The sequence below is a fragment of the Allobosea sp. genome (assembly GCF_017308075.1).
Lineage (GTDB): Bacteria > Pseudomonadota > Alphaproteobacteria > Rhizobiales > Beijerinckiaceae > Allobosea.
This window is the reverse complement of record NZ_JAFKFX010000028.1, coordinates 122,820-141,189: the sequence shown is the minus strand read 5'-3', so window position 1 is coordinate 141,189 and position 18,370 is coordinate 122,820. Positions and strand designations below refer to the sequence as shown.

The 18,370-nt window shown below is 67.8% G+C and carries 20 protein-coding genes; 10 read left to right on the top strand and 10 right to left on the bottom strand.

Translation table 11 applies throughout. The features are described 5' to 3' along the window. Nucleotides 1–60: 60 nt before the first annotated feature. On the top strand, nucleotides 61–948 hold the full coding sequence (locus J0J10_RS10145; protein WP_291646352.1) for a branched-chain amino acid ABC transporter permease: 888 nt from the start codon (nucleotides 61–63) through the stop codon (nucleotides 946–948). 57 nt (nucleotides 949–1,005) lie between these two features. Continuing rightward, nucleotides 1,006–1,989 (top strand): branched-chain amino acid ABC transporter permease, encoded by a 984-nt coding sequence (locus tag J0J10_RS10140; protein WP_465247184.1) that lies wholly within the window; start codon nucleotides 1,006–1,008, stop codon nucleotides 1,987–1,989. A 9-nt stretch (nucleotides 1,990–1,998) separates the two neighbouring features. On the opposite strand, the gene J0J10_RS10135 is transcribed toward J0J10_RS10140, so the two are convergent. The 5 genes from J0J10_RS10135 to J0J10_RS10115 all read right to left on the bottom strand — a co-directional run bounded on the left by J0J10_RS10135 (nucleotide 1,999) and on the right by J0J10_RS10115 (nucleotide 5,288). Then, a complete protein-coding gene (locus J0J10_RS10135) occupies nucleotides 1,999–2,373 on the bottom strand; it encodes a c-type cytochrome (RefSeq protein ID WP_291646351.1) in 375 nt (124 codons plus the stop codon). Then, nucleotides 2,370–3,374, bottom strand: coding sequence for a Vgb family protein (locus J0J10_RS10130; RefSeq protein WP_291646350.1), 1,005 nt, complete (start codon nucleotides 3,372–3,374; stop codon nucleotides 2,370–2,372). The genes J0J10_RS10135 and J0J10_RS10130 overlap by 4 nt, the downstream gene beginning before the upstream one ends. 101 nt (nucleotides 3,375–3,475) lie before the next feature. Beyond that, nucleotides 3,476–4,111, bottom strand: coding sequence for a 2-hydroxychromene-2-carboxylate isomerase (locus tag J0J10_RS10125; protein WP_291633677.1), 636 nt, complete (start codon nucleotides 4,109–4,111; stop codon nucleotides 3,476–3,478). A 5-nt stretch (nucleotides 4,112–4,116) separates the two neighbouring features. After that, the gene (locus J0J10_RS10120) at nucleotides 4,117–4,647 is read right to left on the bottom strand and encodes an isochorismatase family protein (protein ID WP_291646349.1); all 531 of its coding nucleotides are present in this window, start codon (nucleotides 4,645–4,647) and stop codon (nucleotides 4,117–4,119) included. 2 nt (nucleotides 4,648–4,649) lie between these two features. After that, nucleotides 4,650–5,288, bottom strand: coding sequence for a TetR/AcrR family transcriptional regulator (locus J0J10_RS10115; RefSeq protein ID WP_291646348.1), 639 nt, complete (start codon nucleotides 5,286–5,288; stop codon nucleotides 4,650–4,652). An 83-nt stretch (nucleotides 5,289–5,371) separates the two neighbouring features. Between J0J10_RS10115 and J0J10_RS10110 the strand changes: the two genes are divergently transcribed. Together J0J10_RS10110 and J0J10_RS10105 are read left to right on the top strand one after the other, a co-directional pair. Beyond that, the gene (locus tag J0J10_RS10110; protein ID WP_291646347.1) at nucleotides 5,372–6,904 is read left to right on the top strand and encodes a 4-hydroxyphenylacetate 3-hydroxylase family protein; all 1,533 of its coding nucleotides are present in this window, start codon (nucleotides 5,372–5,374) and stop codon (nucleotides 6,902–6,904) included. 155 nt (nucleotides 6,905–7,059) lie between these two features. Continuing rightward, on the top strand, nucleotides 7,060–8,709 hold the full coding sequence (locus J0J10_RS10105) for an acyl-CoA dehydrogenase family protein (RefSeq protein ID WP_291646346.1): 1,650 nt from the start codon (nucleotides 7,060–7,062) through the stop codon (nucleotides 8,707–8,709). A 200-nt stretch (nucleotides 8,710–8,909) separates the two neighbouring features. On the opposite strand, the gene J0J10_RS10100 is transcribed toward J0J10_RS10105, so the two are convergent. Then, nucleotides 8,910–9,644: a DUF899 domain-containing protein gene (locus tag J0J10_RS10100; RefSeq protein WP_291646345.1), complete on the bottom strand. Its 735-nt coding sequence runs from the start codon at nucleotides 9,642–9,644 to the stop codon at nucleotides 8,910–8,912. 85 nt (nucleotides 9,645–9,729) lie between these two features. Between J0J10_RS10100 and J0J10_RS10095 the strand changes: the two genes are divergently transcribed. Together J0J10_RS10095 and J0J10_RS10090 are read left to right on the top strand one after the other, a co-directional pair. Beyond that, entirely contained in the window at nucleotides 9,730–10,176 is a 447-nt protein-coding gene (locus J0J10_RS10095; RefSeq protein WP_291646344.1) for a MarR family winged helix-turn-helix transcriptional regulator, read from the top strand. An 82-nt stretch (nucleotides 10,177–10,258) separates the two neighbouring features. After that, a complete protein-coding gene (locus J0J10_RS10090; RefSeq protein ID WP_291646343.1) occupies nucleotides 10,259–10,666 on the top strand; it encodes a VOC family protein in 408 nt (135 codons plus the stop codon). 25 nt (nucleotides 10,667–10,691) lie between these two features. On the opposite strand, the gene glpD is transcribed toward J0J10_RS10090, so the two are convergent. Then, entirely contained in the window at nucleotides 10,692–12,221 is a 1,530-nt protein-coding gene (gene glpD / locus J0J10_RS10085) for a glycerol-3-phosphate dehydrogenase (protein WP_291646342.1), read from the bottom strand. 321 nt (nucleotides 12,222–12,542) lie between these two features. Further along, nucleotides 12,543–13,322 carry a DeoR/GlpR family DNA-binding transcription regulator gene (locus J0J10_RS10080; RefSeq protein WP_291633658.1) on the bottom strand — a complete coding sequence of 260 codons (780 nt, stop codon included), beginning with the start codon at nucleotides 13,320–13,322 and terminating at the stop codon, nucleotides 12,543–12,545. 207 nt (nucleotides 13,323–13,529) lie between these two features. Here J0J10_RS10080 and J0J10_RS10075 point away from each other — a divergent pair, with 207 nt between their 5' ends. From J0J10_RS10075 to J0J10_RS10060, 4 genes are all read left to right on the top strand, one after another. Beyond that, nucleotides 13,530–14,471 (top strand): HWE histidine kinase domain-containing protein, encoded by a 942-nt coding sequence (locus J0J10_RS10075; protein ID WP_291633657.1) that lies wholly within the window; start codon nucleotides 13,530–13,532, stop codon nucleotides 14,469–14,471. Nucleotides 14,472–14,564: 93 nt separating this feature from the next. Beyond that, on the top strand, nucleotides 14,565–16,073 hold the full coding sequence (locus J0J10_RS10070; RefSeq protein ID WP_291646341.1) for a sensor histidine kinase: 1,509 nt from the start codon (nucleotides 14,565–14,567) through the stop codon (nucleotides 16,071–16,073). Beyond that, the gene (locus J0J10_RS10065; RefSeq protein WP_291646340.1) at nucleotides 16,070–16,678 is read left to right on the top strand and encodes a response regulator transcription factor; all 609 of its coding nucleotides are present in this window, start codon (nucleotides 16,070–16,072) and stop codon (nucleotides 16,676–16,678) included. The genes J0J10_RS10070 and J0J10_RS10065 overlap by 4 nt, the downstream gene beginning before the upstream one ends. 103 nt (nucleotides 16,679–16,781) lie before the next feature. After that, the gene (locus tag J0J10_RS10060; RefSeq protein WP_291633650.1) at nucleotides 16,782–17,270 is read left to right on the top strand and encodes a GlcG/HbpS family heme-binding protein; all 489 of its coding nucleotides are present in this window, start codon (nucleotides 16,782–16,784) and stop codon (nucleotides 17,268–17,270) included. A 74-nt stretch (nucleotides 17,271–17,344) separates the two neighbouring features. Here the strand turns inward: J0J10_RS10060 and J0J10_RS10055 are convergent, their stop codons facing one another. Continuing rightward, nucleotides 17,345–17,863: a hypothetical protein gene (locus tag J0J10_RS10055; RefSeq protein WP_291646339.1), complete on the bottom strand. Its 519-nt coding sequence runs from the start codon at nucleotides 17,861–17,863 to the stop codon at nucleotides 17,345–17,347. Beyond that, a complete protein-coding gene (locus tag J0J10_RS10050; protein WP_291646338.1) occupies nucleotides 17,860–18,237 on the bottom strand; it encodes a hypothetical protein in 378 nt (125 codons plus the stop codon). The genes J0J10_RS10055 and J0J10_RS10050 overlap by 4 nt, the downstream gene beginning before the upstream one ends. Nucleotides 18,238–18,370: the final 133 nt, after the last annotated feature.

The window sequence follows — 18,370 nt, the reverse complement described above, 5'->3', positions numbered from 1 at the left end:
CAAGGCTCCGGGGCCGCGAGACGGCCCCGGATTGCCTGTTGTCGGGAACGGTAGATCCGCATGTTCGAGTTACTTGGCATTCCGCCGCAAGCCTTGTTCGGCCAGCTTCTGCTCGGCCTGATCAACGGCTCGTTCTACGCCATCCTCAGCCTCGGGCTGGCGGTGATCTTCGGCCTGCTCAACATCATCAACTTCACCCATGGCGCGCAGTACATGATGGGCGCCTTCGTCGCCTGGATGTGCCTGAACTATCTCGGCGTGAACTATTGGGCGGCGCTGGTCCTGGCCCCGGTGCTCGTCGGCTTCACCGGCGTCATCATCGAGCGATTATTCCTGTCGCGGATCGCCCATCTCGACCATCTCTACGGACTCCTGCTGACCTTCGGCCTCGCCCTGATCATCCAGGGGCTGTTCCGCAACAGCTATGGCTCCTCGGGCCTGCCCTACCAGATCCCGGACGCGCTGCGCGGCGGCCAGAATCTCGGCTTCATGTTCCTGCCGACCTATCGCGCCTGGGTGGTCGTCGCCTCGCTCGCGGTCTGCCTCGCGACCTGGTTCATGATCGAGAAGACCAAGCTCGGCGCCTATCTGCGTGCCGCCACCGAGAACGCGACGCTGACCCAGGCCTTCGGCATCAACGTGCCCCTGCTGGTGACGCTGACCTATGGCTTCGGCGTGGCGCTCGCCGCCTTCGCCGGCGTGCTCGCCGCACCGATCTACTCGGTCAACCCGAACATGGGCGCCGATCTGATCATCGTCGTCTTCGCGGTCGTGGTGATCGGCGGCATGGGCTCGATCATGGGCGCCATCGTCACCGGTTTCAGCCTCGGGCTGGTCGAGGGCCTGACCAAGGTGTTCTACCCGGAAGCCTCCGCCACCGTCATCTTCATCATCATGGTGCTGGTGCTGCTGGTGAAGCCGGCCGGCCTGTTCGGGCGCGCCACCTGATGCACGCCCCTCTCGTCATCACGGCCTCGCTGCCGCTTCGTTTCGAAGGAGCCGCTCATGGCTGAAGTCCTCCCCGCCGATGGCTCCGTGGCGCACGCCGCAGCCGAGCGCAGCACGGCGAGCCTGCATCGCAACGTCATGATCGGTATCGCAATCGCGCTGGTGATCGCACCCTTCGTGGCCTACCCCGTCTTCGTCATGAAGGTGCTGTGCTTTGCGCTGTTCGCGCTCGCCTTCAACCTCCTGCTCGGCTATGGCGGCCTGCTCTCCTTCGGTCACGCCGCCTATTTCGGCATGGCGAGCTATGTCTGCGCCTATGCGGCCAAGCACTGGGGCTTCAACCCGGAATTCGCGATCCTGGCCGGCACCTGCGTCGCCGCGCTGCTCGGCCTCGTCTTCGGCTCGCTCGCCATCCGCCGGCAGGGCATCTATTTCGCGATGATCACCCTGGCGCTGGCCCAGATGGTGTTCTTCTTCTCGCTGCAGACGCCGCGCTTCACCGGCGGCGAGGACGGCATCCAGGCGGTGCCGCGCGGCAAGCTCTTCGGCATGATCAACCTCGCCGACGACCGCACCCTGTACTGGGTCGTGGCGCTGATCTTCATGGGCGGACTGCTCGCCTTCTACCGCATCATACACTCGCCCTTCGGCCAGGTCTGCAAGGCGATCCGGGACAATGAGCCGCGCGCCATCTCGCTGGGCTATCGCGCCAACCAGTACAAGCTCGCCGTCTTCGTGCTCTCGGCGACGCTGGCCGGGCTCGCCGGCTCGACCAAGGCGATCGTCTTCCAGCTGGCCTCGCTGACCGACGTGCACTGGTCGATGTCGGGCGAAGTGGTGCTGATGACGCTGGTCGGCGGGCTCGGGACCATCTTCGGGCCGATCGTCGGCGCGATCGTCATCGTCTCGATGCAGAACTTCCTGGCGACGCTCGGCGCCTGGGTCACCGTGATCCAGGGCGTGATCTTCGTACTTTGCGTGCTGCTCTTCCGCGAAGGCATCCTCGGCGTCATCGCCAAATGGATCAAGAAGCCGCTCTGAGCGGCTGCTTCAACGCGCCAGCAGGAACGCTGCCAACGCCGCCCGATCAGCCTCACCGAGGCCGACGGGCGGACTCATCCACCCTCCGGGCACAACCGCATCGGGATCGGCGAGATAAGCCTTGAGGCGCTCGGCATCCCAGCGCAGGCCCTTCTCGCGCATAGCGGTGAAGCCGGGCGAATAGTCGAAGCCGGCAGCCGCGCCGAGGAGCCGACCGGAGAGCCCGTCGAGCGTCGGACCGGCCATGGGCACCCTGCCCCGCTCGAGCGCGTGGCAGGAGCGGCAGCCCTGAAACAAGGCCTCGCCGCGCTTCAATTCGTCGGCGGCCGAGCCCGTACCGCCGGCCAGCGCGAGGACGGCCAGAGCAGCGAATCGCAGCCTCACGCGGGCTTCACGGTCTGGATCCGAACCAGCCGATCGGTGCCGCTCTCACCACCCCAGGCTTCGCCGGAGCGCCCGTCCATCTGGCGGACATTGGCGCCGGCCCGATCGCTCGGGAAGCTGTGGAAGCTCTCGGTCAACGGGTCGAAGCGGAGGATGGCGTTGGCTGCGAAATCGGTGAGCCAGACCTTGTCGGCATCATCGACATAGACCGAATAGGTGCGCGGCCTGTCGCCCGGCAGCTTCCAGGCCTTCCAGCTACCGCTCTCGGCATCATAGGAAGAAACTTGGCCGGAATTCCATTCGCTGACCCAGATCCGGTTCTTCGAATCCGACCAGACCCGCCGCGCACCCTGCCCTTCCGTCGGCGGATCGACTACGGTGAAGGATGTGGTCTCGGTATCGACCCGCGCAATGTAGTTGCCGGCGAGCGAAGCGAACCAGATCTCGCCCGAGGGCGTGCGCGTCATGCCATAGGGGCCGGCGCCGCGCGGGGCGTCGAACACCTCCATCTTGCCGGAATTGGGATCGAGCCGGCCGATGATGCCGTTCTGGCCGCTGAACCAGAGAATGCCCTTCTTGTCGAAGACCGGGGTGTTGAGATTGGCGCGCTCGCGGCCCGCCGGCAGCGGGAACAGCCGGACCTCATGGCTCTTGTCGTCGATCCGGGCGATGGCGTTCTGTCCGCCCTCGGTGACCCAGGCGGCGCCGTCCGGGCCGCGCACCACGCCATGCGGCGCCGCGCCCTCACCAAGCGAAATCACCTTGATCTGGCTGCTGCGCGGGTCGAAGCGCCCCAGCGTGCCGTTGCGCTGGCCGCAGACCCAGAGCGTGCCGTCGCCGGCATCGGTGACATCGCGCGAGCCCTTAATCCCGGGCACGTCGAAATAGGTCACGATGAAGGGATTGCCCGGCCGAGGCTGCTCGGTCGCCTGCGCGCGCGGGATCAGGCTGGGAGCAGCGAGGCCAGCAAGACCGACTTTCAGGAACGAACGGCGCAGCATCGGCTTCTCCTTTCGTCGGCGGCAGGCCGGAGCATCCGGCCATCGGCCCTTGGCCTAAACCGACAAGTTGGTGAAACTTGGCTCGCCGCGCCGCGGTTCCCTCAGAGCTGCCGCTGGACCGAGGCCGGCAAGGTCGAGACCCGCGCCATCTCGCCGCCGAGGAATTCCTCGGGCGCTGCGAGATAGTCGCAGGCCATCGCCATGGCATCGACGCCCCAGAAGATCTCACCGTCGATCAGCAGGCTCGGCACTCCGAATATGCCCGCAGCGACCGCCTCCTCGGTGTTCTGGCGCAGGCTGTCCTTGACGTTCTGGTAGCCGATCGCCTGGACGGCGTCGGGCTGACCGCCGGCAATCGCGACCAGACCGAGCACTTGCGGGTCGTTGGCGTCGCGCCCCTCCGCCCAGACCAGCCGGAAGGCCTCCGCGACCGCGTGCTCGTCGCCTTCCAGCGCTGTCAGCAGGCGCAGCATCGCCAGCGGGTTGAACGGGTGGCTCGGCGGAAAGCGGAAGGGGATGCCCATGGCTTCGGCCAGATGCGTGGCGAGACGATAGGTGTGGACGCGCTTGGGCGCGATCTCGGCCGGGCCGAGCTGGCCCCAGGCCTTGAGCACCGCGCCGAAGACGATCGGCTTCAGCTCGACCGGCCGATAGGCGCGGATGTCGTCGAGCTTCGACAGCGCGAGATGCGCGAAGGGCGAGATGATGTCGAAATACCAGATGGCGGGCTTGGTCACGGGGCTCACTTGATCAGCTTGGCTGCGGCACGGAATTGCGGATGCTCGGCGGTGCGCAACCATTCGAACACCACCATCTCGGTGGTGACGATCTCGGCGCCATGGCGCTCCATGCGGCGTAGCGCCACCTCCTTGCTCTCGGGTGCGCGCGAGCCGATCGCATCCTGCACCACGACGACGCGGCGCTTGCGGGCCAGCAGAGAGAGCACGGTCTGGCCGACGCAGACATGGGCCTCGCAGCCGCAGATTATCAGCTCCTCCTCGCCTGCGAGGGCCGCGATAAAGGCCGGCGCGCCGCAGGAATCGAAGCTCATCTTGGCGATCACCGGGCCTGCCCCGGCGAGCTCGGGGACGGTCGTCCCGAGGCCGGCCGGGTTCTGCTCGGTCATCAGCACGGGCACGCCGAGCAGGCCGGCGGCGTCGACGAGGCGGCGGGCATTGGCGACGAGGCGGGCCCCGTCATGGATCGCCGGCATCAGCCTTGCCTGGAAATCGACGATGACGAGGCGGGAACGGCCGGCATCGATCAGGCTCATCGTCATCGGGCTCCATGCTGGAGCCGGTCCAGCTCCGTTTCGACATGGCGCTCCATCAGCGCGCGCGGCGGCGTTCCGAACATCCGGATACGCCGCGTATGCGCCAGGAGGAGCACGCCGGAAGCATGGGCGAAGGCATCGGCCATGATCAAGTCTGCGAGCTCTGGATTCGCACCGAGCTCGCGCGCCGCCTCACGGATCGGCGCCAGGCTCGCCTCCAACGCCTCGTTCAGCGTCCGATCGCGTTCCCGGCCGAGACCGTGCGGGCGCATGCCGCCGCGAAACAGGTAGAAGCCGAGATCGAGATCACGCGGGTTCTCGGCGTAGAAATCGAAGAAGGCGAGCGCAGCCGCGCGGAAACGCTGCGGCGGGGTCGCCGCGCCTGCGACCGCGGCGTCGACGAAGGCGGTCAGCGCCGCAAGCGACTGGCCGAGCACCTCGGCATAGAGCGCCTCCTTCGAGTCGAAATGGAAATACAGTGCCGCCGGGGTGTAGCCGGCTTCGGCCGCGATCGCCCGCAGGGACGCACCGTCGAGACCGTCACGCTCGAAGATCGTCCTCGCTGCGGTCAGGATCAGGCCGCGCTTGAGATCGGTCGCGGCATAGCGCCCGCGCTTTCGTCCCGTCGCCTCCTCCCCCACCCTGGAACTCCTCAAAAAGACCACTTGACGAAAATCTAACACCGTTCAATTTTATCGGCAACAACCCGCTGGAGGACGACGCCATGCTGATGGATGCAGCCGCCTATCGCGAGTCGCTGCGCAGCTACCGCCCGCGGGTCTTCGTCAGCGGGCAGAGCGTGAGCTCCGTCGCCGACGAGCCCTTGCTGGCGCCCGGCATCAACGCGGTCGGCATCACCTACGACCTCGCCCATGACGAGACCCACCGGCCGATCATGACCGCGCTGCAGGCGAGCTCGGGCAAGACCGTCAACCGCATGCTGCATGTCGACGCCTCGTCCAGCGATCTCCTAGCCAAGCTCGAGGCGGTGCGCCTGGTCTGCAAGATCTCCGGCTGCGCCCAGCGCTATCTGACGCATGACGCCTTCGGCGGCATCCTGCAGGCGACGACGCGGGCCGACGCCAACCACGGCACGGATTACGGCCAGCGCTTCCTCGCCTATCTGCACGATGCGCAGGACCGCGACCTGACGATCGGCGTTGCGATGACCGACGCCAAGGGCGACCGCTCGAAGCGGCCGGGCGCGCAGGCGAACCGCGATGCCTACGTCCACATCAAGGAACGGCGGAAGGACGGCATCGTCATCCGCGGCACCAAGGCGATCGTCACCGGCGCGCCCTATATGCATGAATTCCTGGTGATGCCCTGCCGCACCCATGCCCCGGGCGACGAGGATTTCGCGCTGTGCTGCGCCGTGCCCTGCGATGCGGAAGGGGTGACCATCGTCGCCCGCCCGGCAGGCAGGCCAGGCGATCCGGCGGCGAAGTTCTCGGCGAAATACGGCCAGTCGACCGGCGCGGTGATGTTCGACGACGTCTTCGTGCCCTGGGACCGGGTGTTCATGGCCGGCGAGATCGAGGAAGCAGGCTATCTCACCACCAGCTATGCCAGCCATCACCGCCATAGCTGCATCGGGGCACGGGCCGGCTTCGGCGACCTGCTGATCGGCGCCGGAGCGCTGATGATCGAGGCCAACGGGCTCGATGCCGACCGCCATTCCCATATCCGCGAGCAGATGGTCGAGCTGATCACCATCACCGAGAGCTTTTTCGCCTGCGGCGTCGCTGCGTCGGTCTACTGCCAGAAAGACGCGTCGGGCGTCGCCATGCCGGACGCCGTGTTCTCGAACATCGGCAAGCTGTTGCTGGCCACCAAGATCTACGACATGCACCGCATCGCCCATTACGTCTCCGGCGGGCTGATCGTCGCCCTGCCCGGGCCGGACGAGGACCACAATCCCGAGACGGCCGGCTCCCTCGCCGCCGTGCTGACCGGACGGCCGGACGTGCCCTATGAGCAGCGGGCGGAGGTGGCGCGCTTCATCGAAGACCTGACCGTCTCGAAGGAGGCCGGCTGGTATTCAGTGATCTCGCTGCATGGCGGCGGCTCGCCCGAGGCGATGAAGCGCGAGATCTGGCGCAATTATCCCATCATGGAAAAGGTCGAGCTGGTCGAGAGCCTGCTCGACCGCGGCGTCCTCGCCGACGGCTCGCGCGTCTCCAAGCAGCCCGGCCGCTGCTGCGTCACGGGCTGCGAGGTGCCGGAACGCATGACGACGCAGGAGGCGGCGGAGTAAGTCCGCCGTCTTTCCGGGGCGCGTCGCAGACGCGAGCCCGGAACTCATGAACACCGCCGCTTCCGGCTTTGCGCGCGGCGGCCAATCACCGGCGTCGTGTGCATGGGTTCCGGGCCCATCGCTGCGCGATGTCCCGGAATGACGGGGAGAACTTCATGACCGCTCACACCGCTGCCACCCATCAGGTCTTCAACCAGGCCCGCCCGGCCGCCGGCTGGAACGCCTTCTCCGGCGATACGGTGCTGCAGGGTGTCGTCGCGCGTCTGGTGCCCTGGGCCACAGGCAAGGCCGGCGCTCTCGGCGCCCTCGCCGGCGATGCCGATACGCAGGATCTCGCACGTCTCGCCAATCGGCACGGGCCGGAACTCAGGACCCATGACCGCTACGGCAACCGCATCGACTGGATCGAGTTCCACCCGGCCTGGCACGAATTGATGGGTCTCGCCTTCGCCCATGAGGTGCCTTCGCTCGCCTGGACGACGAAGCAGGCCAATGGCCACACCGCGCGGGCGGTGATGTCCTATCTCTGGAACCAGGTCGAGCACGGCGTCGGCTGCCCGACCGGCATGACCTATGCCGCCTATCCCGGCCTCGCCCAGCCGGAATTCGCGCTCTGGCGCGAGAAGATCACCTCGGGCCGCTATGACGAGCGCCCACTGCCGGTAGTGCAGAAGACCGGCGCCAGCATCGGCTATGCGATGACCGAGAAGCAGGGCGGCTCGGATCTGCGCCAGACCCAGACGACGGCGCGCTTTCTCGAAGACACGCCGGAGGGCCGGGTCTATCTGATCACCGGGCACAAATGGTTCTTCTCGGTGCCGCAATCGGACGGGTTCTTCACCCTGGCGCAGACCGATAGCGGCGTCTCCTGCCTGTTCTGCCCGGGCTTCCTGCCCGATGGCAGCCGTAACCGGCTCCAGATCCAGCGCCTGAAGGACAAGGCCGGTAACCGCTCGAACGCCTCCTCCGAGGTCGAATTCCGCGAGTGCCTTGGCTGGCTGGTCGGCGCGGAGGGCGCCGGCATCAAGGAGATCCTCTCCCACGCCCATCTCACCCGGCTCGACTTCTCCGTCGGCTCGGCCGGGCTGATGCGGCAGGCGCTGACTTTGGCGCTGAACCACACCCAGTCGCGCCGGGGTTTCGGCTCCTCGCTGGCCGAGCAGCCGATGATGAGCAATATCCTCGCCGATCTCGCGATCGACTCGGAGGCCTCGACGCTGATGGCCTTCCGGATCGCCGCCGCGACGGACGCGATGGAGACGAACGAGCAGGAACGCCATCTCGCCCGCGTCTCGACGCCGCTGGCAAAATTCTGGAACTGCAAGCGCGCCGCCGCCTTCGTCGTCGAGGCGCTGGAATGCCATGGCGGCAACGGCTTCATCGAGGAGAACCCGATGGCGCGGCTCTATCGCGAGGCGCCGCTGAACGCGATCTGGGAGGGCACCTCGAACATGATGTGCATGGACGTACTGCGCTCCTTCAACCGCGACCCGCGCACCAAGGAGGCCTTCATGGAAGAGGTCGGCAGCGCGCGCGGCGCCAATCGTGCCCTCGACCGCTGGCTCGACCGGCTCGGCGCGGAGGTCGCCAAGCCACGCAATGATGACGGCCATGGCCGCCGGCTCGCCAATCTGATGGCCTATGCGCTGCAAGCCTCCGAACTGAGGAAACATGCCGACGCGGCGGTGTTCGAGACCTTCTGCCGCTCGCGGCTCGATGCCGACTGGGGCTATGTCTTCGGCACGCTCGAGCCTTCGCCGGAGCTTGCCGGCATCGTCCAGCGCGCGACGGTGGCGCGGATGTAGCGCGACGGCCGCCCTGTCATTGCGGGCCTAGCGAAGCAATCCAGCCGACGCATCGCGACCCCTGGATTGCTTCGGAGCTTTGCTCCTCGCAATGACGGCAGCGACCGTCGCAGCTTTCGAAAATCGCGCGCCCCAAGTCCATCCTCACGAGGAGGCGGACACCCTACCAACCCTATGCGCGCGTTCCGTGGCTCACCGCTTCAGGCGGCGCAGCAGGCGTGGGCCCGTGCCGGCTCCTCGTACTCGTCATGGCGCTTGACGAAGCTGAGCGTCGACGTCTCGTTGCGGCCCCTGGGCGCGCGGTCGAGGATCATCAGCGTCGAAAGCAGTTCCTCGCCGCCGCGGGCATAGGAGGAGTAGGTGTGGAACACCTCTCCCTGCTCGCCGCGACTGAAGGCGCTCATGCCCGGCAGCTCGTCGAAGGCCTGCTCCGAGGGCGTCTGCGTGAAATTGTACGCGACGCTGCCGCTCGCCAATTCCTCCTTGGTGAAGGAGACGTGGAAATCGGCATTGAAGTCGCCGCCGAAGGACGAGACCCAGGGGAAGCTCCAGCCCATCCGCTTCCTGTAGGTCTCGAGCTTCGCGAGCGGCGCCCGCGAGACCGCGACCAGCGTGACGTCATGATTGTTGAGATGCGGCAGGGTCCCGTCGAAATGATCGGCCATGAAGGAGCAACCCGGGCAGCCGGCCTCCCAGTCCGGCCCGAACATGAAATGGTAGATCATGAGCTGACTGCGGCCGTCGAACAGTTCCGCCAGGCTGCGCCGTCCGGAAGGCGTGTCGAAGGCGTAGTCCTTCTCGACCCTGACCCAGGGCAGAGCCAGGCGCTCGGCATTGATCGCGTCGCGCAGCCGGGTGAACTCCTTCTCGCGCCGCAGAAGCGCGCGGCGGGCTTCGAGCCACTCGGCCTTAGAGGCAAGCTGATGATGCTGCACGGTTTTCTCCCTTCAGCGCTGCGCCCCTGTTCTTGACTTAAAGAGTTGATATCAACATAATTGCACAATGTCAAAATCAGCCCTCATGCCAGCGGAATCGCCGGTCCCGTTCACGACCACGCTGCATGTGCGCGACCACTGCCTGTGCCTGCATATGCAGCGCGCAGCCCGGGCGCTGGCCCGGCTGTTCGACGAGGCGTTGCGGCCACTTGGGCTGACCAACCAGCAATTCTCGCTGCTGATGTCGCTGAACCGGCCGGAACCACCGCCGATCGGCCCGGTCGCCAGCTTGCTCGGCATGGACCGCACGACCCTGACCGCTGCACTGAAGCCGCTCGAGCGGCGCGGCCTCGTGGCGATCTCTCCCGGTGACAAAGACCGCCGCAGCCGCCTTCTGGCAATTACCCCGGAGGGACTTGCGCTGCTGGCAGAAGCAGTGCCGATCTGGCAGCGCACGCATGATACCGTCGATGCCCGCCTCACCGAGATCGAGCCGGCCAAGCTCCGACAGGCGCTTATCGCCGTGTCATAGCCGCGCCACATCGCCCCGCCCCACTGGCCGTTCCAGCCGACCCCGGTCCCGAACCCAGAACGAAGCCGCCAAGGAGCACGCAATGCCTCAGATGATCTTCGTCAACCTGCCGGTGAAGGACCTCGCCAAGTCGATGGCCTTCTTCGAAGCGCTCGGATTCTCGTTCAACCCGCAGTTCAGCGACGAGACCGGCGCCTGCATGGTGATCAGCGACACCATCTTCGTGATGCTGCTGACCCATGCGAAGTTCGCCGGCTTCTCGCCAAAGCCTATCGCCGACACGGACAAGACGACGGAGATGCTGATCGCGCTCTCACGCGACGATCGCGCGGCGGTCGACGCCATCGTCAAGGCGGCGCTCGCGGCCGGTGGGAGCACTTTCAGCGAGCCGCAGGAGCACGGTTTCATGTATGGCCGCGCCTTCCGCGACCTCGATGGCCATGTCTGGGAGGCATTCTGGATGGATCCCGCCGCGGCAAAGGCCGAGTAGCGCCCTTCGACGAGCGCCGCCGGCCTCACCCCTGCGCGGCCAGCACGGGCGCGGCGCTACGCTGCGACGCCATGTAGTCGTCGAGCGCCCGCCGCTGCTCGGCCGAGAGCCGCAGGCCGAGCTTGCTGCGCCGGAACAGCACGTCCTCGGCGGTTACCGCCCATTCCTGCACCATCAGCCAATCGACCTCGCGTTCCGTCAGGTCGGCGCCGAAGTTCCGGCCGAGATCGGCCATCGAGGCCGCGCCTTCCAGCAGGCGCTCAGTGCGGGTGCCATAGGCACGCGCCAGGCGGCGTGCCAGCGGCCTGGCGAGCCAGGGCCGCGCCGTGCAGATCCGCTCGACCAAAGCCTCGAAGCCCTGGACCGGGAAATCGCCGCCGGGAAGCGGCGCCCCGGCAGTCCAGGGCGCGGCGCGAAGCGCCGGCACGGCTGCCGCGAGCTTTTCGACCGCCGCCTCTGCCAGGCGGCGCGAGGTCGTGATCTTGCCGCCGAAGACCGAGAGCAGCGGGGCGGAGCCCGCCGGCTCGTCGAGCTTCAGCACATAATCGCGCGTCGCCTCCTGGGCCTTGCTGGCGCCGTCATCATAGAGCGGCCGCACCCCGGAATAGGTCCAGACCACGTCCTCGCGCCGGATCTGCTTGCGGAAGTACTCGCTGGCCGCGGAGCAGAGATAGGCGATCTCCTCCTCGCTGGCGGCGACCTTGGCCGGATCGGCGCGATAATCCCGATCGGTGGTGCCGATCAGGGTGAAATCGCCCTCATAGGGGATCGCGAAGATGATGCGGCCATCGGCATTCTGGAAGATGTAGCAGCGGTCGTGCTCGAACAGGCGCGGCACGACGATATGGCTGCCCTGGACCAGCCTGACCGCGGCAGACTGCTCACTCGGAGCGACGCCGTTGAGCACCTCGGCCACCCAGGGGCCGGCGGCGTTGACCAGGGTCCGGGCCGCCGTCTGTGCCCTCATTCCATCCGCGGCCTCGGTCTCGACCAGCCAGTGATCGCCCTGGCGGCGCGCGCCGATGACGCGGGTCCGCGTCAGGATCTGCGCACCGTGCTCGGCCGCATCGCGGGCGTTGAGCACGACGAGGCGCGCATCGTCGACCCAGCAATCGGAATATTCGAAGCCGCGGCTGAAGCGCGGCTGCAGCGGCTTGCCGGCCTCGTCGCGGCGCAGATCGAGCGAACGCGTCGCCGGCAGGAGTTTGCGGCCGCCAAGATGGTCGTAAAGGAAGAGGCCGAGCCGCAGCAGCCACCAGGGCCGCAGGCCTTCGTGATGCGGCAGGACGAAGCGTAGCGGGCGCACGATATGCGGCGCGGCACGCCAGATCACCTCGCGCTCGGTGAGCGCCTCGCGCACCAGCCGGAACTCGTAATGCTCGAGATAGCGCAGGCCGCCATGGATCAGCTTGGTCGAGGCCGAGGAGGTGGCGCCGGCAAGGTCGCCCTGCTCGAACAGGACGACCGAGGCACCGCGGCCAGCAGCATCGCGGGCGATCGCGCAACCATTCACGCCACCGCCGATGATGGCGACATCGAAGACCGGAGTCGACACGATTACCCTCCCGGCAGGGAGCTTCGGACCCCGCCCGCATCAGGATAGATAATGCGCGCTTTACTTGCGTGCAATGTAAAAGCGAAATTTAAAACGAAACCGCCCCCTTGCTTCTAACAGCTCTCCCGCATGAAGCGCGTGCCGATCAAATCCCAAGGTCATTCCGGCTGGAGCCCTCGGGTCCGGCCTCTGGCCAGCCCAAGGATAAACTCCGCGGAATGCCGGAAACCACCGTAAGGCAGCAGCGCTCTATGATGGATTCCGGAGCTGCGCGGCTTCGCAGCTTGTCCTGAATGACGACAGGTCAAAGCGAAGCCTGCTTTAGGACGAGGCCTTGGCGGCGGTCTCGACCAGTTCGACGCCCTCGCTGCGGCAGAGCTCGCGCAGCGGCTCGGCTTCCAGACGGTCGGTGACGAAGACGTCGACATCGCGCAGATGGGCGATGCGGACGGGAGCCGAGCGCTCGAACTTGGTGCTGTCGGCGACGAGCAGGCATTGCCGGGCGTTCTCGATGATGGCCTGAGAGACGCGCACCTCGCGATAGTCGAAGTCGAGCAGCGCACCTTCCTCGTCGATGGCCGAGGTGCCGATCACGGCATAATCGACCTTGAACTGGCGGATCAGGTCGATCGCCGCCGCTCCGATGACCCCACCATCCGAGCGTCGGACCGGGCCGCCCGCAACGATCACTTCGATGCGCGGATGCGGATAGAGCAGCGTCGCGACATGCAGGTTGTTGGTGATCACGAGAAGGCCCTGATGGTCGGTCAGCGCGCGAGCGACCTCCTCCGTGGTCGTACCGATATTGATGAAGAGCGAGGCGTCATTGGGGATCAGCGCCGCGGCCGCGCGGCCGATCGCCGCCTTTTCCTCGCCGGCGATGAAGCGGCGCGCCTCATAGGCGAGATTCTCGACGCTGGAAGCGACGACCGCGCCGCCATGGACGCGCGACATCACGCGCTGCTCGCAGAGCTGGTTGAGATCCTTGCGGATGGTCTGGACGCTGACCTCGTAGCGCGCCGCCAGTTCCTCGACGCTGACCCGGCCCTGGCTGCGCGCCAGCGTCACGATCTCGCGCTGGCGCGGCGTCAGGCTTTCCATGGGCGAGGCTCCTTCGGGATCGCGCCAAGCTGACGGGACCGGGGGCTCGCGTCAATCGCCGCCCCGCCACCGACGACGAGACGGGAAAACCTGTCAAAAGACATGCTGGTTTGACAAGCAATGCTGTAGCGGTCGAACTGGACGAGAATAGCCCCAGAGGTCGAAAGCGCGCACGTGCCGACACAGGTAGACAAGGATGCGCGCCTCATGCGCGCGGTGCTCGCGGCATCGGATGACTGCATCAAGGTGCTCGATCTCGAGGGCAGGCTCACCTTCATGAGCGAAGGCGGTCAGCGTGTCATGGAGGTCACGGACTTCGAGGCGATCCGCGGCTGCGCCTGGCCAGACTTCTGGGACGATGCCGGTGCGGCCGAGACCAGGGCGGCGATCGCAGCGGCGCGCGACGGCAAGAGCTATCGCTTCCAGGGCCCGGCGAACACCACCGCCGGCAATCTGCGCTATTGGGACGTGCAAGTCTCGCCGATCATCGGGCCGGACGGCAGACCGGAGGCCATTCTCTCGGTCTCGCGCGACATCACCGAACTCAGGGCCAGCGAAGAGCGCTATCGCTTGCTCGCCGGCGAACTCAACCACCGCATCAAGAACTTGCTCGCCATGGTGCAGAGCATCGTCAACCAGACCTTGCGCCAGGGCGACGAGCCGATCGAGACCGCCAAGCCCCGCCTGCTCGACCGCCTGCGAGCGCTGGGCACGGCGCAGGACCTCTTGCTGTCGGCGAGCCGGCATGGCGCCGACCTGAAACAGCTCGTCGAAGTCGTGCTGGCGCCCCATCGCTTCGGCGCGCGCATCGCGATTGCCGGCCCGGCCGTCGCGTTGTCGCCGAAATGCGCCCTGGCCATGGCGCTGGCCACCCACGAGCTTGGCACCAACGCCATCAAATACGGCGCGCTGTCCCATGAAGCCGGCCGCGTCGAGATAGCCTGGCAGCTCGAGGCCGGAGACATGCTGTTTCGCTGGCAGGAGCGCGGCGGCCCGCTGGTCGCACCGCCGACCCGGCGCGGCTTCGGCTCGCAGATGATCGAGAAGGCACTCGGCAGCTATCTCGGCGGCACGGCCCAGACCGATTATGCGGCCGAAGGCATCGTGTTGTCGCTGCGGGCGCCGCTTTCTGGCCTGGCGGAAACCTAGCGCCGCCACGGCAGCCGCGAGCCCGTGCAGCCCCGCCGGAAAGCCGCTATCTTCGGCTCACCGGGAGCTGGCCGGTGGGAGGATGGCGGAAGAATGATGACGGGAACGCGGCGCCGCAGCATCACCCTCCTGTCGGCAGTCGCGCTGTTCGGCCTTGCCTGCGTGCTCTCCTCGCTCTTGCTGCGCCAGCAGGCCGCGGCCGAACTCGCCAAAGCCGGGCAGACCCTGCATCGCCTGATCTCGCAGCGGGCCGACCAGCACGACGCGCATCTGACCAGTCTCTCCGCCCTGGTCCAGGCCGCCGACCCCGCGCCGATCGCGACGGTCGAGCAGGTCGCCGCCAGCATCACGCGCTTCTATCCGCGCATCGTCGGGATCGACGTCGTCGATCTCGCCACCACGCCACCGGCTTCGCTGCTCGATGTGACCGACCCGGCCATCGTCGCAGCCGAAGCGGCACAGGCCTCCGGCGCGACAGTACGGACCCGCGCCATCGACGACGGGACGAAGCTGCTCCTGGTCAAGCGCGCCCTGACGGATGGCGTCGGTCACTATGCCATCGCGCTCGTCATCGACATCGCCCGGCTTGCAGCCAGCGACGTGGCACTGCCGGAGGGCGCCCGCGCCGAGCTCGGGCTCGCGGAGCACGCGCAGGCGGGCAAGAAGGCCGCCTTCAGCGCCGATATTGCCAGCCGGACCCAGCCACTGCGGCTCAGCCTGGCCACCACGGTGCCGAGATGGCCGACACCGCCGCCGGCCTTTCTCATCGTCGCGGCCCTGCTGACCGCGCTCGGCGCGCTGCTCGTCGACCGGCTGCTCGAAGCCCGGGCCCGGGCGAGCGAAGCCGCGCGCAAAGCCGCCCTGGCAGCTCAGGATGCAAGGCTCGCCCATGCCGGCCGGGTCAACGCCATGGGCGAGCTCGCCTCCGGCATCGCCCATGAGCTGACGCAGCCGCTGACCGCGATCCTGAGCCATGCCCAGGCCGGCCAGCGCCTCGTCCAGCGTCCCGGGGTCGAGCCCGCCACGCTCGCGCCGGCCCTCGACGCGATTGCGCGCAACGCCAAGCGCGCGGGTGAGATCCTCGGGCGGCTGCGGGCCTGGATCAGCAAGTCCGAGCCCGATCTCGAAATCGTCGATCTCGCCGAGCTTGCGCGCGAGGTCGCCCATCTGCTGACGACAGGAGCCTTGCCGGCCGGCAGCTCGCTCAAGGTCGAGAACGATGGCAGCCGGCCACTGGTCCGGGCCGACCGGGTCCAGCTCGAACAGGTCGTCTTCAATCTCGGCCGCAACGGGCTCGACGCGGTCGCGGAGGCGAAGGGCGAGCGGATCGTCACGATCGCCGTGGCGACGGAAGCGGGACAGGCCGTGCTCAGCGTCGCCGATAGCGGCCCCGGGCTCCCTCCGGATGCGCAGGCGCGGCTGTTCGAGCCCTTCTTCACCACCAAGCCCGGCGGGCTCGGGCTCGGCCTTGCGCTCTGCAACCGGCTGATCGAGCGCTTCGGCGGAACGCTGGACGGCGGCAACGCCGCTGCAGGCGGCGCCGTGTTCAGCTGCCGCCTGCCTTTGGCGGCCGAAGCGATCCGCCGCGAGGCCGCCGAATGAGCCTGCGCCTCGTCCACCTGATCGACGATGATTGGGAGGTGCGGGAGGCGCTCGGCTTCCTGCTGCGCACCGTCGGACTGGACGTCCGGGGCTATCAGGATGCGCTCGCCTTCCTGGACGCCCTGCCCGGCCTGCCGCCCGGTTGCATCGTCACCGATATCCGGATGCCGCGCCTGACCGGGCTGAAGCTGCAGGAGCGCCTCGCTGCGAGCCGCTGCCGCTGGCCGGCGATCGTGATCACCGGCCATGGCGATGTCGAGGCCTGCCGCGTCGCCTTCCGCAATGGCGCGGCCGATTTCCTGACCAAGCCGATCGACGAACAGGTGCTGATCGACACGGTCCAGGCCGCCCTCGCCCGGCTGGAGGCGATGCTCGCGGCGGAAGCGGATGCCTCTTCCGCACGGCAGCGGCTGGAGCGGCTTTCCGAACGCGAGCGCGAAATCCTCGCCTTGATCGCCGAGGGCCATTCGAGCAAGGAGGCGGCGCGCCGGCTCGGCATCTCGCCGCGGACGGTCGACACGCATCGCGCCCATCTCGCCGAAAAGCTCGAAACCAGCTCGCTCGCCGAGATGGTCCGGCTGCATCTGCAGGGCGCCGATCGGTAGAACTACCGATGCCGCGCGTCGATCACCCGGATGCACGCGGCCGGGTGGCTTCGCCATTCTCCTCTCACGCCGCCACCCTCGGTGGCCGTCAGAGGAGTTCGCCATGTCCTTCGCCCGTCTCGTCCTGATTTCCGCCGCCGTCGCCCTGCCGGCCCTCGCCCAGGCCCAGGTGCCGCAGGAGCGCGTCCTGCCCTCCGCCATCGCCGTCGAGCTCGCCCAGGCGACCGTCGCGGCCTGCGCCGCCAAGAACTTCAATGTCACCGCGACCGTGGTCGATCGCCAGGGCGTGGTGCGCGCCATGGTCCGCGCCGACCGGGCCGGCCCGCACACCCTCGAAGCCAGCCGCGCCAAGGCCTTCACCTCGGCCTCGGCCCGCTCGAACACCGGCGCCATGGCCGAAGCCGCCGCGAACAATGCCGGCGCCCGCAATCTCGTGCATATCCCCGGCTTCCTGCTGCTCGGCGGCGGCGTGCCGGTCAAGGTCGGCGACGATGTCGTCGGCGCGGTCGGCGTCGGCGGCGCTCCCGGCGGCCATCTCGACGAGGAATGCGCCAATGCCGGCCTGCAGGCGATCGCGGCCAAGCTGAAGTAATCTCTCGAACGATACCCGACCGGGCCGCGCCGTCGCCCCCGCGATGGCGCGGCTCTTTGCCGTTCAGGTCCCGGTCAACGCGGCAGGTCGAGCTCGGCCGGCTCGGCCCGGGGCAGCTTCGCCCGATAGACCGGCGCCCAGGCCTGGTCGCCGAGGGCGAAATCGCGACATCTGAGATGGGTCCGCCGTCCGCCCTGCGTCACGACGAGGCCGTCGCGATCGCCCTGTCCTTTCACCGTCAGCGAATAGAACGTGTAGGTGGCGTCGCCGCGCGAGAAGCGGACGATGTCACCGGCAGAACCGGCATCGCCGACGACGGCGGTGCTGAAGGCCGCGCCGGGCGGACGCGGCGGATCGGGATGGACCAGTTCCAGCGCGCCCTTGCGCCCGAAACGATAGGTGAGCGAGCCCCTGTCCGCGGCGAGATCGGCCGAGGCACAGAGCGAGACGATCTTGCCGCCGGTCGCGCAGGAGAACACCGCGACCTCGCCGCCCCGGCACAGCGAGGGACGCCCGTCCGCAGCGCCGCCGCTCGCTACCGGAAGGCAGAAGACGAACAGGGCCAGGACGGCGATGCGCGACCGGCGGATCATTTGACCCAGAGCTTGAGCGGCATCCGCCGGGTCTCGCCGCAATCGGCGAAGGAGAAGCCTTCCTTCGACAAGGTACCCCCGCTGACCAGGCAAAGCTCGTCGCCGACGGCAAGGCTCGCGGCAAAGTAGATGCCATTGCTCCGCAGCCCGATCGAGCCGGTCCTCTGCGAGACCTCGCCGGCCCCTCCGAGACGCTTCAGGTGCAGCGGCCCGACATAAGTGCGCCAGCCTACGAGGTCCTCGCCTCCCCTCCGTAAAAGCGTCGCCGACAGCTCCCATTCGTTGGAATAGCCATAGCGGCCGGCGAGCACGAGATCGCCGGCGGAGGCCGCGCCCGGGGCGAGCATGAGAATGGACAACAGCGCCGCACGCATCGCGCACCCCTCGACGGCGCCGGTCGCGGCGCGCAGGCAGTGTGCATGACGTTTCGTGAATCGCAAACGTCGCTGCGCCGAAAGCGCCGATCGGCCCTGCGCTCCAGCGCGTGGCGCATGACCCGACGGCGCA